Below are 13,835 nucleotides of genomic sequence, written 5' to 3' on the forward strand. Positions count from 1 at the left end.
GATGTTGAGACTCTAGGCGTAGGGGTCAGCGATGCCGATGTACTGCGTGGTGGTGTATTCGGCGATGCCTTCCGAGCCGCCTTCACGCCCCAGCCCGGACTGCTTCACCCCGCCGAAGGGGGCCGCGGCATTGGAGATGACGCCGGCGTTGAAGCCGACCATGCCGAATTCAATCTGCTCCGACACCCGGAACATGCGCGCGTAATCACGGGTGTAGAGGTACGCGGCCAGGCCGTATTCGGTGGCGTTGGCCATGATTATGGCCTGTTCCTCGGTACTGAACGTGGTGACCGGGGCAACCGGGCCGAAGATCTCGGTGCCCAAGATCTCCGCGGTATTGGAGACGCCTGCCAGGACGGTGGGCTGGTAGAAGTACCCGGGGCCGTCCACGGGCGCGCCGCCGGTGACGACGGTTGCACCGGCAGCGACGGCGTCCTCCACCAGGGCGTGCACATCCTTGCGGGCACCGCCGTCGATCAGCGGGCCCACCGTCACACCGGCCTCGGTGCCGCGGCCGGGGCGGAGAGCCTTCATCGCCGTGGCGAACTTGGCCGTGAACTCCTGGGCCACTGACTCGTGCACGAGGAACCGGTTGGCGGCCGTGCACGCCTCTCCCATGTTCCGCATCTTCGCCGCCATCGCGCCCTGCACTGCCTTGTCCAGGTCGGCGTCCTCAAACACGATGAAGGGGGCGTTGCCGCCGAGTTCCATCGACGTGCGCAGCACGTTTTGGGACGCCTCCGCCATCAGCTGCCTGCCCACCGGCGTCGAGCCCGTGAAGGAGACCTTCCGCAGCCGGGAATCCTTCAGCAGGGGCCCTGAGATGGACGAGGCCGACGACGACGACACGACGTTCAGCACGCCGGCCGGCAGGCCCGCCTCCACCATCACCTGCGCGAAAAGCTGCGAGGTCAGCGGCGTGAGCTTTGCCGGCTTGAGCACCATGGTGCACCCCGCGGCCACGGCAGGCGCCACCTTGCGGGTGGCCATCGCCAGCGGGAAGTTCCACGGCGTAATAAGCAGGCACGCCCCCACCGGCTTGTGCTGCACCAGGATCTTGTTCTTCCCCTCCGGGGTGGTCAGGTAGCGGCCGTAGTCCCGCACGGCCTCTTCGGAGAACCAGCGCAGGAACTCGGCCGCGTAGGCCACCTCGCCCCGTGCCTCGGCCAGGGGCTTGCCCATCTCGAGGGTCATGAGCAGTGCGAAGTCCTCCGCCCGCCCGGTCACCAGCTCGAAGGCCCGGCGCAGGATCTCTGCCCGCTCACGCGGTGCGGTCCGCGCCCAGGCTGCCTGGACGGCGTCGGCCGCATCCAGCGCGGACAGCGCGTCTTCGCTGGTGGCGCTGGCCAGCGTCGCCAGGACCTTGCCGGTGGCCGGGTCCTCGACGTCGAATGTGCCGCCGCCGGACGCATCCCGCCATTCGCCGTTGATCAGCAGCCCGGTGGGCACTGAGGCCAGCAGCCCGGTTTCGCGTTCGGTGGTCACGGTCTTTCCTTCAGCCACATCGGGCTCCTTACTATGCGTAGCTCATGGTGGTCTTGGTGTTTTTCAGGACCGTGTCCAGCCAGGGAACGCGGTTGGAGAACCGGCTGATCTTGGACGGGACGGTCCAGCGGTAGGCGTCGTGCTCGTCGTTGATCACCAGCCGGCGCCGCCTGCTGACGGCGGTGAACGCATGCACCAGCCAGGGGTTGCCGCCGTCGTCGGAAATCAACAGCGGCTCCCCTGGCTCGTGTCCGACCGACCGGCTCCGTTTGAAAAGTGCAAGCTGTGATGCGGTCTTTGTCCGTGCCGGTCCCTGGCAGCGTTGCGGTACTCACCGGCACTCCTGGTTGCTAGTCCGTTGCGGTCAGGGCCGGTTTGGCGTACGCGGCGCGGGCCAGGAATTCCTGGCTGGTGACCACTTCGCACATGGGCGAGAGCAGTTCCAGCAGGGCCAGGGTTTGCTTCTGGGCGTCGTCGCTGACGGCGGCGCAGGCATCGGAAATGACGGTGACGAAGCGCCCGGCGTCGACGGCCCCGAGGGCTGTGGACAGGACGCAGCAGTCCGTGGCCACGCCGGCGAGGACCATCTCCGCTCCCTCGGGGACCAGGGCGGCAAGCTCCGGCCCCCACTTGGAGAAGGTCGGGGCATCGATCACGGGCGCGTCGGCCGGGACATCCAGGGTGATGCCCCAGGCCGGCGAATCTGCCGGGAACCTCATGCCTAGCCAGCGCCGGTAGTAGGCGGCCCAGGCGCCGGTTTCCGCTTCGTCCCGGATGAACCGGGTGAACACGGTGCCGGTGCCCAGCGCCTCCTGCAGCCGGTTGATCACCGGCACGATCTCCTGGTACCGCGGCACCTGCCACTGGCCCTTGTCGCGGAAGGCCCGCTGCATGTCGATCACCACGAGCGTGGCATCCGCCTGCTTCACAGGGTCTGGTGTCACAGGGCCGGGGCTCACAGGGTCTGGGCTGCGGCGCTGCGGTCGAGCATTTCCAGCCCGGACAGGCGCTTGCGGCGGTGGGTGGCGAAGTAGACGCCGGCCGCCACGGCCCCGCCGACGTAGTAGGAGAGGTCACCGATCTGCGGGAAGGCCGCGGCAATGGGGCCGGTGTAGATCGAGGACATCCAGAACGGGGAGGAGAGCACCACGCCGGCAGCCCAGGCCACGAAGCCCCATTCGAACTTGCGGCTCTTGTCGAACAGTTCCCGCAGCCCGCGCTCGGTGCGCCGGCCCCCGAACAGGTAGTCGCACACGAGGACCGCGACGTAGGGGGCGATGCAGTAGGCGGTCAGGTTGAGGAAGGCCGTGAAGCCGCTGTTGAATCCGGTCTGGCCCCACAGTGCCACCAGGTAGGAGGCCACGCAGATGAAGACGACGGCGGTGTGGCGTTTGACGGGCACGCCCATGGTCTGGATGGAGATAGCCCCGCCATAGACGTTGAGGAAGTTCTGGGTGAAGGAAGACAATGCGACGACGCCGAGGCCGACGGCGGCCCAGGGGCCCATGAGTTCCTTGAGCGCGCCGATGCTGTCGGACGCGGTGGTGGTCGATCCGAGCAGGGTCCCGAGGATGCCCATCCAGACGAGGGTGACGAAGTTGCCGGACATGGTGGCCCAGCCGGCACCGCGCCGGTTGCCGGGAGTGTTGGGCAGGTAGCGGGAGTAGTCCGAGGCGAACGGCATCCAGGCGACGATGAAGGAGAAGAACCAGCCGAAGAAGATGATCCAGCCGCCGATGCCGTCAAAGCCAGGGGCGGATTCGTTGGCGGTGTTGACCACCTTGCCGTTGGCCGCTGCCACGATGGTGATGAAGACGAAGCCGACCACCAGGACGAACGACAGGATGCGCTGCAGGAAGTGGATCAGGTTGTAGCCGATGACGGCCACGCCGAGCTGGATGCCCATGAGGATCAGGGAGGAGACCCAGAACGGAATGTCGGTGAGCAGCGCGATGGCCTGGCCGCCGAGGATGACGGTCACCGCGGCCCAGCCGATGCCGGCAAACACGTTCACGTAGGCCACCGGGAACAGGTTGCCGATGAAGCCAAGCGGTCCGCGGCCCTGCATCTGCTGGGGAACACCCAGCCGGACTCCCATGGCCGACAGGTATCCCATGCCTGCCGAGGAGGTCACGCCGGCGAGGACGATCGCCAGGACTGCGGCCCAGAACGGAAGGCCGAAGTAGGTGGCGCTGAAGCCGAGGACGACGATGGGGAAGTTCATTCCCGCGGCGAACCAGAGGAAGAACTGGGAGCGGGGCTTCCCGTGGCGTTCGACGTCGGGGATGTGCTCGATGCCGTAGGGCTCGATTTTGGTGAGGCTGTCGCGGTAACCGCGGTCTTCGGCGACGCTGTTTTCGGCGGCGCTCATGGTTTCTGGGCTCATTGTTGTCCTATTGTGGGATGCGCACCTAGGTGCGCTGCTTGAGAGCAGACTGGGTCGGCGCGGCTGGTTTCCTGTGCGAGGGTGGTCAGCCGCGCCGGAACTTTAGAGTTGGGCGAGTTCAGCGCCGTCGAAGAACCGTCCGGCCTTGTAGACCATGGGGGCGGTGCTGCTGGTTTCCGCGTGGCGGACCCGGCAGATGAAGACCGTGTGGGTCTTGGCTTGGAACCGTTCCTGGATTTCGGCCTCCAGGGAAGCTGCAGAGCCGTCCAGGAGGGGGCTTCCCTTGGGCCCTTCATGCCAGTCGAGCTCGGCGAACTTATCCGCGGCCTTCGAGGCAAAGACCTTCACCGTGTCCAGCTGTTCAGTCCCCAGGATGTTGATGCCGAGGTGGCTTGAGGAGAAGAGCGCAGAGTAGGTGCTGGACGTCTTCTGGACGCATACGAGCACCAGCGGCGGTTCGAGCGAGACGGAGCAGTAGGAGTTGGCCGCCAGCCCCTTGGGGGTTTCGCCTTCTTTGGTGGTCACGACTGTAACGCCGGTGATGAACTGCCGGTTGAAGGCCTTCATCAGGTCCGGGTCGAGTTCCGGGAAGCCGTCGCCGTCGGTGACGGCGGGTGCCGCGATGCCGCGCAGGGGCCGGATGCCGAGGCCTGCGAGCAGTTCGCTGCCGTCCCAGGTCACTGATTCGCGGACGATCCTGCCCTCCTCGAGGACCAGGATGTTCGAACCCCGGGTCTGGACGGTGAGTCCCGTTGCCGGAACTCCAAGGTATTCATTGGTGTGCGTGCCGGTGGAGGTCCAGAAGACGGCGACGGTGCCGTCCCCTTCGACGACGTCATCGACCGTGGTGCGCAGGTCGGGGAAAGCTTCCCGGACCGCAGCGATCTCTGACTTGAGGCCAGCGAGGTCGACAGTTGCACCCGTCGCCTTGCTGGTGCGCGTGTAGCCGGCGGCTACGAGGCCATCGAGGGCATCAAGGTCTCCCTTGTCCCAGGCCGCGAGCCAAGCCGATGTGATGAGCGGTTCCAAGGTCTGTTGCATACCAATGACGGTAATCCAGCTCACAACCCGAGGTCAAGGGGGAGGCGAAAAATCCGCGCATTCCCTACAAAACCGCGAGTTTTGGAAAAACCTAGCCAAACCTGTTGACGGTGCTGATGCATGCAACATACGCTTTCATGTATGCAAGATGATCTCGAAGTAGTCAGGGAAGCCGCTGAGCGGGACGGGCTCCTGGACCGGATCCGCCGGCTGGTCCTGGGAGGCGACTTCCCCCCGGGCGCAGTCGTTCCCGAAGCGTTCCTCGCGCAGGAGTTCGACGTCAGCCGGACCCCGATCCGGGAAGCGCTTAAGCAGCTGCAGCACGAGGGCCTGGTGGAAATCCGCCCGAAGGTTGGCACCTTCGTGCGGGAACCCACCCGCAGGGAGATCATCGAGCTCTTCCAGCTCAAGGAGTCCCTTGAGGGACTGGCCGCGTCCCTGCTGGCCCGCCGCGGCGAGGTCCAGGAGCTGGCCGTCCTGCGCCGGAACCTTGAGGAGTCAGAAATGGCGTCGCTCACCCATGACACCGACGCCTATGCCCGGCTGGTGCATGAGTTCCACTGGACGATCGTCCGCGGCTCGGACAACCGCAAGCTTGTTGAGCACTACGAGCGGCTCATGAACCAGCTCGCCTACCAGCGGCTGGTCCTGCGCACGGTCGAACATCCGGGCCGGCTCGAGGCCTCAACCCGCGAACACCGCGCCGTCCTGGACATGATCGAACACAAAGACCCCTTCGGGGCCGAATCCGCCATGAGGAACCACGTTCACGCCTCATCCCGGGAGGCCCTGACCGACCCGGCGCAAGACCGCCGGAACTGAACCTAACGACCCACGAAAGGAAGCCATGCGCTTCTCCATGATTGAAGTGATCCAATGACGAACGACCACGGGTTCGGCATCCGCAAGATCGTGTACTACAGCGAGGAAATCCTGCTCGAGAACGGGGCCTCACCCGCTGTTCCCGCAGTCCGCGCAACGGCAGCAGCCGTCGTCAGCAACCCCTGGCTGGGCGGCAACCCGACCGACGACCTCAACGACGAGGTGGTGCAGCTGGCCCCGGTGCTGGCGCGCAAACTCACCGAGCTGCTCGCGGCCAACCTCGGCGGCGTGGACGCCATCGAGGCCTTCGGCAAGGCCGCGATTGTGGGCACGGACGGTGAAATTGAGCACGGCGCTGCGCTCATCCACACGCCGTTCTTCGGCAACCTCGTCCGCGAGTTCTTCGAAGGTGAATCCATCATCTGCTTCGCCGATGACCGGGGAGACGCCGGCGCCTCCCTCGTCGTACCCCTGTGGCACAAGAACGCCGCAGCAACCCGGACCCACTACCAGACCATCACCACACGGGTCAGTGACGCACCCCGCCCGGGTGAGATCGTCGTCGTCCTCGGTGCATCCACCGGGCCCCGCCCCCACTCCCGCATCGGTGACCGCCTCACCGACCCCATCGTCAAAGCAGACACACTAGGAGAACTTGTTTCATGAGCATCCGTAAGATCGTCACCCTGACCGAAGACGTCCTGATCGAAGGCGGCCGCGAGGTCAGCCCCGCTGCACGGGTCGCCGTCGTCGCAGCCATCGTCAAGAACCCATGGGCAGGCCAGGGCTTCGTGGAGGACCTCTCCGCCGGCATCGACGGCAACGCCTCTGACATCGGCGCGCTGCTTGCGCCCCGCGTCCTCGAAGCCCTCGGCTCCCCCGCCGAGGCGTACGGCAAGGCCGCCATCGTCGGGCTGAACGGCGAAATCGAGCACGGCTCCGGGCTCATCCACACGCTGGCCTTCGGAAACCACTTCCGCGACGCCGCCAACGCCACCACGCTCCTGCCCGCAGTGGAAAAGCGCGGACCGGCCGGTGTTGTCTTCGACATCCCGCTCAAGCACATCACCGACGCCACCATCCGCTCGCACCACCAGAGCATCGAGGTGCGGATCAACGACGCACCGCACGCCGACGAGATCGTGATCGCCCTCGCCGCCGCTGCCCAGGGACGGCCCCAGCAGCGACTGGCAGCGTTCGCCACCGAAACGAACTAGGTGCCAGCCGCCGTGAGCCGCGACCGCATAGCCCTCATCCACGGCGTCGGCCTTGACGGGTCGATGTGGGGCCCCCTCCGCGAATTCCTTGAACCGGAATACGACGTCCAGATCCTGGAACTGCTGGGACACGGGAGCCGGCCAAAGGCTCCCGAGGGGGTAACGCTGGCCGAGCTCGCGGCGGATGCCGCCGAACGGCTCGAGCCGGACACGCACCTGGTGGGCTTCTCGCTGGGCGCCCTCGTGGCCCAGCACGTGGCCAGGTTCAGGCCTGACCTGGTTGCCAGCCTGGTGTCGGTCGCCTCGGTCTGCGCGCGCACCTCCGAGGAGCACGCCGCCGTCATGGTCCGGCTGGCCTCGGCCGGATCCGATTTCCCGGCAACAGTGGAGGCATCGATCCGCCGCTGGTATCCGGAAGGGTCCTCCGTCCCGGCGGAGACGGTCGAAGCGACGCGGGAAGTCCTGCTGAAGAACGATCCGAAGTCCTTCCTGGCCTGCTACCGCGTGTTCGCCACGGCAGACGCGGAAATCGCCGCCGAGCTGCCCCTGATCACCGTTCCTTCCCACGCCGTGACCGGCGAGCTGGACCCGGGGTCGACGCCCGGGATGAGCGCGCGGCTGGCCGCGGCCATCCCCGGCTGCACCTACTCCGTCATCAGCGGCGCCCGCCACATGATGCCGGTGGAACGTCCCCAAGAGCTCGCCAACACGCTTACCGCTTTCATCAAGGAGCATTCACATGTCCGTTGAACGCCGCTACAACCACTTCATCAACGGGGAATTTGTCCCGCCGTCATCCGGCGAATACTTCGACAGCACCAACCCGGCGACCCTCGATGTGCTGTACCAGGCCGCACGGGGCAACGCGGCCGACGTCGAAAAGGCTGTCTCCGCGGCGTCCGCGGCCTTCGAGAATCCCAGCTGGCGGAACCTGAGCCAGACCAGGCGCGGGCACCTGCTCCGCCGCCTCGGCGACCTGGTGGGTGAGCACGCCGATGAGCTCGCACGGATGGAAAGCCAGGACAACGGCAAGCTCCTGCGGGAGATGCGGGCGCAGCTGGCATCCATGCCGGAGTATTACTACTACTACGCCGGGCTGGCCGACAAGATCCAGGGCGACACCATCCCCGGCTCCACCCCGGCCATCCTGAACTACACGCTCCGCGAACCGCTGGGCGTGGTGGGTGCCATCACGCCATGGAACTCGCCGCTGACGCTGACCACCAGCAAGCTCGCCCCCGCCCTCGCGGCCGGCAACACGATCGTGATCAAGCCGTCCGAATACACCTCGGCCACCGTCCTCCGCCTGGCCGCCCTGGCCGATGAGGCGGGGTTCCCCGCCGGCGTGATCAACGTGGTCACGGGCTTCGGTGCAGAGGCCGGTGCGGCCCTGGTTGACGACGCGCGGCTGGCCAAGATCTCGTTCACCGGCAGCACCGGCACAGGTGCGCGGATCGCCGCGTCCACGGCGTCCCGGTTCATCGGCTCCACCCTGGAGCTGGGCGGCAAGTCACCGAACATTGTCTTCGGTGACGCCGACATCACGAACGCGTCCATGGGTGTTGTGGCAGGCATTTTCGCCGCGGCAGGCCAGACCTGCATCGCGGGCAGCCGTGTCTTCGCCCACAAGTCCGTCTACGACGAACTGCTGGAGCGCGTCGCAAACCGTGCCCGCAGCATCGTCATTGGAGACCCGCTGCTCGACGCCACCGAGCTCGGCCCGCTGGCCTTCCAGGACCAGCGCGACAAGGTGGCCAGCTACGTTGACCTGGGCGTCTCCGAAGGCGCCACCGTCCTGACCGGCGGCGGCCGCCCCAACATCCCGCTCGGCGGCTACTTCTTCGAACCCACCGTCCTGACCGATGTCGACAATTCCATGCGCGTGGTGCGGGAAGAGATCTTCGGCCCGGTGGCGGCCATCATGCCTTTCGAAACCGAAGAGGAGGTGCTCCGGCTCGCCAACGACACCACGTACGGCCTCGCCGCCGGCGTCTGGACCACCAACCTGGCCAGGGCACACCGGATGGCGAGCCGCCTGGAGGCGGGAACCGTCTGGGTCAACACCTACCGTGCCATGTCCCCCGCATCGCCCCGCGAGGGGTTCAAGACCAGCGGCGTCGGCGTCGAGCACGGCATCGAGAGCATCCGCGAGTACACCAGGCTCAAGAGTGTCTGGATCAACACGGACGAGTCCCCCATCGCCGACCCCTTCATCATGAGGAGCTGACCCTTGCCGCTGATCGAAGTTTCCATCGCCCGGGGCCGGACGCCCGAGCAGCTCCGCTCGCTCATCGCCGAGCTGCACCGCGCCGCCGAGAACGCCGTGGGCGCGGTACCCGAAAACACCACCGTCATCATCCGCGAAATCGAACCCGAACACTGGTCCCGCGGCAACCAGACCATCGCCGAACGCAACGCGGCCGCCGCGAAGTAAGACCAAAGGAGTCACTAATGCGCTTTTCCCTCTTCGTCCACATGGAACGGTGGGACGAGTCCGTCTCGCACCGCGAGTGCTTCGAGAACCTGACGGAACTCGCCCTCATCGCCGAGGCCGGCGGCTTCAGCACCGTCTGGATCGGTGAGCACCACTCGATGGAGTACACCATCTCCCCCAGCCCCATGCCGCAGCTGGCCTACCTGGCGGCGCGCACCTCGCGCATCCGCCTGGGTGCCGGGACCATCATCGCGCCGTTCTGGAACCCGCTCCGCGTCGCCGGCGAAACGGCGCTGCTGGACGTCATCAGCAACGGCCGGATGGAAGTGGGCCTGGCCCGCGGCGCGTACCAGTTCGAGTTCGACCGGCTGATGGGCGGCATGTCCGCTGTCGACGGCGGCAAGCACCTGCGCGAGATGGTGCCGGCAGTGCGTGCGCTCTGGGAAGGCGACTACGCCCACGACGGCGAGGTGTGGCAGTTCCCGACGTCCACCAGCGTCCCGAAGCCGCTGCAGAAGCCGACGCCGCCCATGTGGATCGCCGCCCGCGACATCTCCTCGCACGAGTTCGCCGTCGCCAACGGCTGCAACGTGATGGTGACGCCGCTGATGAAGGGCGACGAGGAGGTGGAGGACCTCGCGCGGAAGTTCGACACCGCCGTCGAGAACAACCCCGGCGTCCCCCGCCCGGACCTCATGGTGCTCCGCCACACCCACGTCCACGGCGCGGACGAGCCCGAAGGTTGGCGGCGCCCGGCCGAGGGCATCCAGAAGTTCTACCGGACGTTTGATGCGTGGTTCGGCAACAAAACCACCCCGAAGAACGGCTTCCTCGAGCCCAGCCCGGAGGAAAAGTTCGCCGACCGCCCGGAGTTCACGCCGGAATCCCTGCACCGGACGGCGATGATCGGCACGCCCGAGGAAATCATCGAGCGGCTCCGCCACTACGAGGCACTGGGCGTCACCGAGTTCAGCCTCTGGTCCGACAACAGCCTGACCCATGAGGAGAAGAAGCGCTCCCTCGAGCTCTTCATCGAGCAGGTCATGCCGGCCTTCCAGGAGCAGCCGGTTTCCGCGGCCCGCTAAGCCAGGACATTCCCCAGGCGCGAACGTACACTTGTGGCCCCATTCCTGGGTTCTTTTGGGGCCGCAACTGTACGTTCGCGCTCTGTTTTCTGGTGAACACCGCGCTTGCCAACGTCACCACCAGCTACCTTTGGTTCGCACTGACGTTCTGGGTGTACCTGGGAACGCGCAACGTGATCGCCACCGGGGTGGTCGGCGGCGCCTACATGCTGCTGATCGCCCTGTCCGGCATCAGCTTCGGCACCTTCGTGGACCGCTACCGCAAGCTGGCGGTGATGCGCTTCGCCGCGGGCTTCACCCTGGTGATGTTCATGCTGTCCGGCGTCATGCTCCTGCTCTCCGGGCTGTCCGTCGGGCTGCTGGGCATGGGGTGGACGATCGTCGTCGCCCTGGTGCTCACCGCTTTGGCGTTTGTGCACCTGCTTACCCTGCGCATGCCCGAGGAAGTGCGCGCGGCCGCCACGGATGCCCAGGGCGGATTCGATCTGCGCGGTTCACTCGCAGCCGTGCTTGCCATCGCCGGACTGTTCGCGCTCATCCTGTTTTCCACGTTCAACAACTTCATCGGCGGCGTCTACATGGCGCTGATGGATCCGTACGGGCTGGAGATGTTCTCCGTGGAGATGTGGGGTGCCGTCTTCGCTCTCGGCGCCAACCCGCTGCGCACGCTGCTCATCGCCGTGGCCGTGATGGCCAGGGCCGGGTGTTCGGGTTCGCCATGACATTCGAGTCCGCGGCGGCGCCGGTCACGGCATTCCTGATTGCCCCGATCGCCCAGTTCTGGATCATCCCGTACGCGCGGTCCGCCGAGGGCGCCGCCCAACTGGCCCCGCTCCTGGGCGAGGGCACCTCCCGCGGCATTGCCCTGGTGTTCCTGGTGGCCGGCGTCATCATGGTTTTGGCGGCCGTGGCCGCCTTCCTGACACCGGTCTACCGCCGGGTCACGGCGTCGTATGCGCGGGCGGCTGCAGACGCCGCCGGCGCGGCCTCTGTGTAGGTAAACGGCGTTCTTAGCCGGACGACGGCGGGACGTCCCGCCGTCGTACGCTTAGGCGCAGCGTGCTTGCGGCGTCTCGATGATTGCCAGCTGGCCGGTTTCGGGGAGACCGGGGAACTGCACCTGCGGAGCCTCGATGATGGCCAACGGGCCGGTTTCGGGGACACCGGGGAACTGCACCGGCGGGGCTTCGGCGGCGGCCACCGGCGACTCCTGCGTGGCGCGCATGCGAAGGAGCGCTACCGCGGAAATGAGGAACCAGGCAACGTTCGTGACCACGGACGGCCATGCTTCGTGGAATGCGCCATTGATAATGAAGGCGCAGGACCCCAGGAGATTGGCGGTCTGGAAACCCTTGCCGGCTTTAAGCCAACCCATGGACACCGCCAGGTACGCACTGAGTATCGCGACCGCGCCTGCCCAACCGGAGATTTCCCACAGCAGTTCCATGATGTCCTTTCAGGATTGATGCCCGGCTCCCATCCGCTGTGCGGAACGAAGATGACGGGCGATTTGTTTTGTTAGAAAGTGGCGCCGTTGCCGCAGGGATCACGCATCGCTGGAACAGCGTGTTATTGGGGGGACCACGATCACTGGACGGCCGGGCCCGTATCCCTTACCTGTACTTTTAACAGCAATTATGAGGAAGACGGAACTTTAGATCAATTGCATTCTTCTGAAGACATGGTTTAGAACTACTTAACATGGATATCGATCCGCGCCGGCTGCGAGTTCTTCTTGCGGTTGCCCGAACGGGCGGAGTGCTCGCCGCGGCTGACGAACTGGGCATTACGCCCTCGGCTGTGTCCCAGCAGCTCAACAAATTAGAGGAAGAGACGGGGCACGCTTTGGTGGTGCGCACACCCAAAGGCTCCGTTTTGACACCGGCCGGCCTGGCCGTTGCAGAAGCCGGCGAAGAGATCGAACGCGCACTCAGCGTCGCCCGCGCCCGGATTGAAGGCGGGGCCAAGATCTCAGGTGTGGTGCGGGTGGGCGGATTCACCAGCTTTGTCCGCACGGTGGTGATTCCGCGCCTGCCAGGGTGGCGCATCCAGTACCCGCAACTGCAGATCCGGATGATCGAGGACGACTTCCCGGCCCTGATGCGGCTGCTCCGGCAGCGCGCGCTCGACGCCGTCGTGGTGGAACTCGACTCGACGACGACCGGCCAGCGTTCACTGTCCGCCGGGATGACCGAAGAGCCCCTGCTGGACGAGCCCTGGAAACTGGTGGTTCCCGCGGGTGCCCTGCTTTCTACCGAGAACATCGACCTTGGCCGCCTGCCGCTTCCTTGGCTCGGCGTCGAGTCCTCAGCTGCGAACGCTTCGGTGCTGGGCCGGCTCCGCGAGTCCACGGGTGCCCAGATGGAAACTGTTCACCAGTACCAGGACACGCTGACCGCCCTGGCGCTGGTCGCGGCGGGCGAGGGCGTCGCCATCGTGCCCACCCTGGCGCTGAGCGGCGTCGTCCAGGCCGGGGTGGACATCCTGGACGTCCCCGGACTGGGTACACGGCGCATCGTGCTGCGGCGCTTCGACCGGCGTCGCTCGGGCAGCACACCGGTGGACACGGTGGCGCGCCTGCTGCGGGAATCGGCTGCGGCGTTCGACACGCGCTCGACTCCCTGACCGGCACGTCCGGCGGCTGTCCCGGAAACTATTTCCGGCAACGGAATCCAGGCATAGGGTGATAGCACCACAGCCGTGGATGCAAACTAAGGAGACTCTCATGTTGCTTTGGATAGCCATCATCATCGCTGTTCTCTGGCTTCTCGGCCTGCTCGGCAACATCGGCGGCGGGCTGATTCACCTGCTTCTGGTCATAGCCGTGGTGGTCCTGATCTTCCACTTCATCCGCGGCAGGTCCTCCCGCGTGTAGCTTGCCGTCGTGTCCCCGCGGCTACCAGGTGACCTTCTGCGGCTTGACGATGTAGTGGCCGTCGCGCTCGGTGAACGTGACGAGGTACCCGCGCTTGGCGCCGTTGATCCGCGCCTGGCAATCGGTGTGAGTGCCCACCTTGATGTTCGGGAAGTTCTTGCACTCCACCCCTGTGACCTTGAGGCCTGCGCTCGTGGTGTGGACACGGGTCATGAGCCGGGCCGCAAGGAGCTTGCCGCTGGCCGCTGCCGTGAAACTCCTGGCTGCGGGCGAGGGGGCCGGCGCGGCGGTCCGGCTCGGCGTCGCAGAGGCGGCGGGCCCCGGAGTGGGAGCCGGCGCAGCGCAGCCCGCAATAGTTAGGGCCCCAAGCAGTGCCGCTGCCGACAGAGTAATACGCCTGATGTTCATCGCCGTCCTTTCGATCCGAAATTTAGCTCGTTCCGGCCGATAACAACTCTGCAGCGTATTCCTTGAGGAAAGGTTGCCTGCG

At 66.2% G+C, this 13,835-nt stretch carries 16 protein-coding genes and 1 pseudogene; 10 read left to right on the top strand and 7 right to left on the bottom strand.

Annotation, left to right across the window (positions count from 1 at the left end; genetic code table 11):
- Nucleotides 1-12: 12 nt before the first annotated feature.
- The 5 genes from ACFRAH_RS17390 to ACFRAH_RS17410 form a co-directional block, all read right to left on the bottom strand.
- Nucleotides 13-1,503 (bottom strand): NAD-dependent succinate-semialdehyde dehydrogenase, encoded by a 1,491-nt coding sequence (locus ACFRAH_RS17390; RefSeq protein ID WP_377992150.1) that lies wholly within the window; start codon nucleotides 1,501-1,503, stop codon nucleotides 13-15.
- 13 nt (nucleotides 1,504-1,516) lie between these two features.
- Entirely contained in the window at nucleotides 1,517-1,714 is a 198-nt protein-coding gene (locus tag ACFRAH_RS17395; RefSeq protein WP_377992151.1) for a hypothetical protein, read from the bottom strand.
- A 121-nt stretch (nucleotides 1,715-1,835) separates the two neighbouring features.
- Nucleotides 1,836-2,429: a cysteine hydrolase family protein gene (locus ACFRAH_RS17400; RefSeq protein ID WP_377992152.1), complete on the bottom strand. Its 594-nt coding sequence runs from the start codon at nucleotides 2,427-2,429 to the stop codon at nucleotides 1,836-1,838.
- 11 nt (nucleotides 2,430-2,440) lie between these two features.
- On the bottom strand, nucleotides 2,441-3,871 hold the full coding sequence (locus ACFRAH_RS17405) for a purine-cytosine permease family protein (protein ID WP_377992153.1): 1,431 nt from the start codon (nucleotides 3,869-3,871) through the stop codon (nucleotides 2,441-2,443).
- A 102-nt stretch (nucleotides 3,872-3,973) separates the two neighbouring features.
- Nucleotides 3,974-4,912, bottom strand: a complete 939-nt coding sequence (locus tag ACFRAH_RS17410; RefSeq protein ID WP_377992154.1) for a flavin reductase — start codon at nucleotides 4,910-4,912, stop codon at nucleotides 3,974-3,976.
- A 141-nt stretch (nucleotides 4,913-5,053) separates the two neighbouring features.
- On the opposite strand from ACFRAH_RS17410, the gene ACFRAH_RS17415 reads away from it, so the two are divergent.
- The 8 genes and pseudogenes from ACFRAH_RS17415 (at nucleotide 5,054) to ACFRAH_RS17450 (ending at nucleotide 11,467) form a co-directional block, all read left to right on the top strand.
- Nucleotides 5,054-5,734 carry a GntR family transcriptional regulator gene (locus ACFRAH_RS17415; protein ID WP_377992155.1) on the top strand — a complete coding sequence of 227 codons (681 nt, stop codon included), beginning with the start codon at nucleotides 5,054-5,056 and terminating at the stop codon, nucleotides 5,732-5,734.
- Between the two features lie 54 nt (nucleotides 5,735-5,788).
- The gene (locus ACFRAH_RS17420) at nucleotides 5,789-6,400 is read left to right on the top strand and encodes an amino acid synthesis family protein (protein ID WP_377992156.1); all 612 of its coding nucleotides are present in this window, start codon (nucleotides 5,789-5,791) and stop codon (nucleotides 6,398-6,400) included.
- Nucleotides 6,397-6,951: an amino acid synthesis family protein gene (locus tag ACFRAH_RS17425; RefSeq protein WP_377952307.1), complete on the top strand. Its 555-nt coding sequence runs from the start codon at nucleotides 6,397-6,399 to the stop codon at nucleotides 6,949-6,951. The genes ACFRAH_RS17420 and ACFRAH_RS17425 overlap by 4 nt, the downstream gene beginning before the upstream one ends.
- 12 nt (nucleotides 6,952-6,963) lie before the next feature.
- Nucleotides 6,964-7,701 carry an alpha/beta fold hydrolase gene (locus ACFRAH_RS17430; RefSeq protein WP_377992157.1) on the top strand — a complete coding sequence of 246 codons (738 nt, stop codon included), beginning with the start codon at nucleotides 6,964-6,966 and terminating at the stop codon, nucleotides 7,699-7,701.
- Nucleotides 7,691-9,178: an aldehyde dehydrogenase gene (locus ACFRAH_RS17435; RefSeq protein WP_377992158.1), complete on the top strand. Its 1,488-nt coding sequence runs from the start codon at nucleotides 7,691-7,693 to the stop codon at nucleotides 9,176-9,178. Before ACFRAH_RS17430 ends, ACFRAH_RS17435 begins: the two co-directional genes overlap by 11 nt.
- 3 nt (nucleotides 9,179-9,181) lie before the next feature.
- A complete protein-coding gene (locus ACFRAH_RS17440) occupies nucleotides 9,182-9,385 on the top strand; it encodes a 4-oxalocrotonate tautomerase family protein (protein ID WP_377992159.1) in 204 nt (67 codons plus the stop codon).
- A 17-nt stretch (nucleotides 9,386-9,402) separates the two neighbouring features.
- Entirely contained in the window at nucleotides 9,403-10,470 is a 1,068-nt protein-coding gene (locus ACFRAH_RS17445) for an LLM class flavin-dependent oxidoreductase (RefSeq protein ID WP_377992160.1), read from the top strand.
- A 41-nt stretch (nucleotides 10,471-10,511) separates the two neighbouring features.
- A pseudogene (locus tag ACFRAH_RS17450) lies at nucleotides 10,512-11,467 on the top strand (hypothetical protein).
- Nucleotides 11,468-11,518: 51 nt separating this feature from the next.
- Here the strand turns inward: ACFRAH_RS17450 and ACFRAH_RS17455 are convergent.
- Entirely contained in the window at nucleotides 11,519-11,917 is a 399-nt protein-coding gene (locus ACFRAH_RS17455; protein ID WP_377992161.1) for a hypothetical protein, read from the bottom strand.
- Nucleotides 11,918-12,171: 254 nt separating this feature from the next.
- Here ACFRAH_RS17455 and ACFRAH_RS17460 point away from each other — a divergent pair, with 254 nt between their 5' ends.
- Nucleotides 12,172-13,095: a LysR family transcriptional regulator gene (locus tag ACFRAH_RS17460; RefSeq protein ID WP_377992162.1), complete on the top strand. Its 924-nt coding sequence runs from the start codon at nucleotides 12,172-12,174 to the stop codon at nucleotides 13,093-13,095.
- Between the two features lie 100 nt (nucleotides 13,096-13,195).
- Entirely contained in the window at nucleotides 13,196-13,345 is a 150-nt protein-coding gene (locus tag ACFRAH_RS17465) for a lmo0937 family membrane protein (protein ID WP_307105367.1), read from the top strand.
- 21 nt (nucleotides 13,346-13,366) lie between these two features.
- On the opposite strand, the gene ACFRAH_RS17470 is transcribed toward ACFRAH_RS17465, so the two are convergent.
- Nucleotides 13,367-13,753, bottom strand: a complete 387-nt coding sequence (locus ACFRAH_RS17470) for a DUF4333 domain-containing protein (protein ID WP_377992163.1) — start codon at nucleotides 13,751-13,753, stop codon at nucleotides 13,367-13,369.
- Between the last annotated feature and the right edge of the window lie 82 nt (nucleotides 13,754-13,835).

The sequence above is a fragment of the Arthrobacter sp. NPDC056727 genome, from assembly GCF_042790555.1.
In the GTDB taxonomy this organism is placed as follows: Bacteria; Actinomycetota; Actinomycetes; order Actinomycetales; family Micrococcaceae; genus Arthrobacter.

Bases quoted from the DNA above. Each gene is read 5' to 3' on its own strand.
- ACFRAH_RS17455 (WP_377992161.1), bottom strand. From the start codon at position 11,917: ATGGAACTGCTGTGGGAAATCTCCGGTTGGGCAGGCGCGGTCGCGATA.
- ACFRAH_RS17445 (WP_377992160.1), top strand. From the start codon at position 9,403: ATGCGCTTTTCCCTCTTCGTCCACATGGAACGGTGGGACGAGTCCGTC.
- ACFRAH_RS17470 (WP_377992163.1), bottom strand. From the start codon at position 13,753: ATGAACATCAGGCGTATTACTCTGTCGGCAGCGGCACTGCTTGGGGCC.
- ACFRAH_RS17410 (WP_377992154.1), bottom strand. From the start codon at position 4,912: ATGCAACAGACCTTGGAACCGCTCATCACATCGGCTTGGCTCGCGGCC.
- ACFRAH_RS17405 (WP_377992153.1), bottom strand. From the start codon at position 3,871: ATGAGCCCAGAAACCATGAGCGCCGCCGAAAACAGCGTCGCCGAAGAC.
- ACFRAH_RS17465 (WP_307105367.1), top strand. From the start codon at position 13,196: ATGTTGCTTTGGATAGCCATCATCATCGCTGTTCTCTGGCTTCTCGGC.
- ACFRAH_RS17460 (WP_377992162.1), top strand. From the start codon at position 12,172: ATGGATATCGATCCGCGCCGGCTGCGAGTTCTTCTTGCGGTTGCCCGA.
- ACFRAH_RS17435 (WP_377992158.1), top strand. From the start codon at position 7,691: ATGTCCGTTGAACGCCGCTACAACCACTTCATCAACGGGGAATTTGTC.
- ACFRAH_RS17425 (WP_377952307.1), top strand. From the start codon at position 6,397: ATGAGCATCCGTAAGATCGTCACCCTGACCGAAGACGTCCTGATCGAA.
- ACFRAH_RS17420 (WP_377992156.1), top strand. From the start codon at position 5,789: ATGACGAACGACCACGGGTTCGGCATCCGCAAGATCGTGTACTACAGC.
- ACFRAH_RS17415 (WP_377992155.1), top strand. From the start codon at position 5,054: ATGCAAGATGATCTCGAAGTAGTCAGGGAAGCCGCTGAGCGGGACGGG.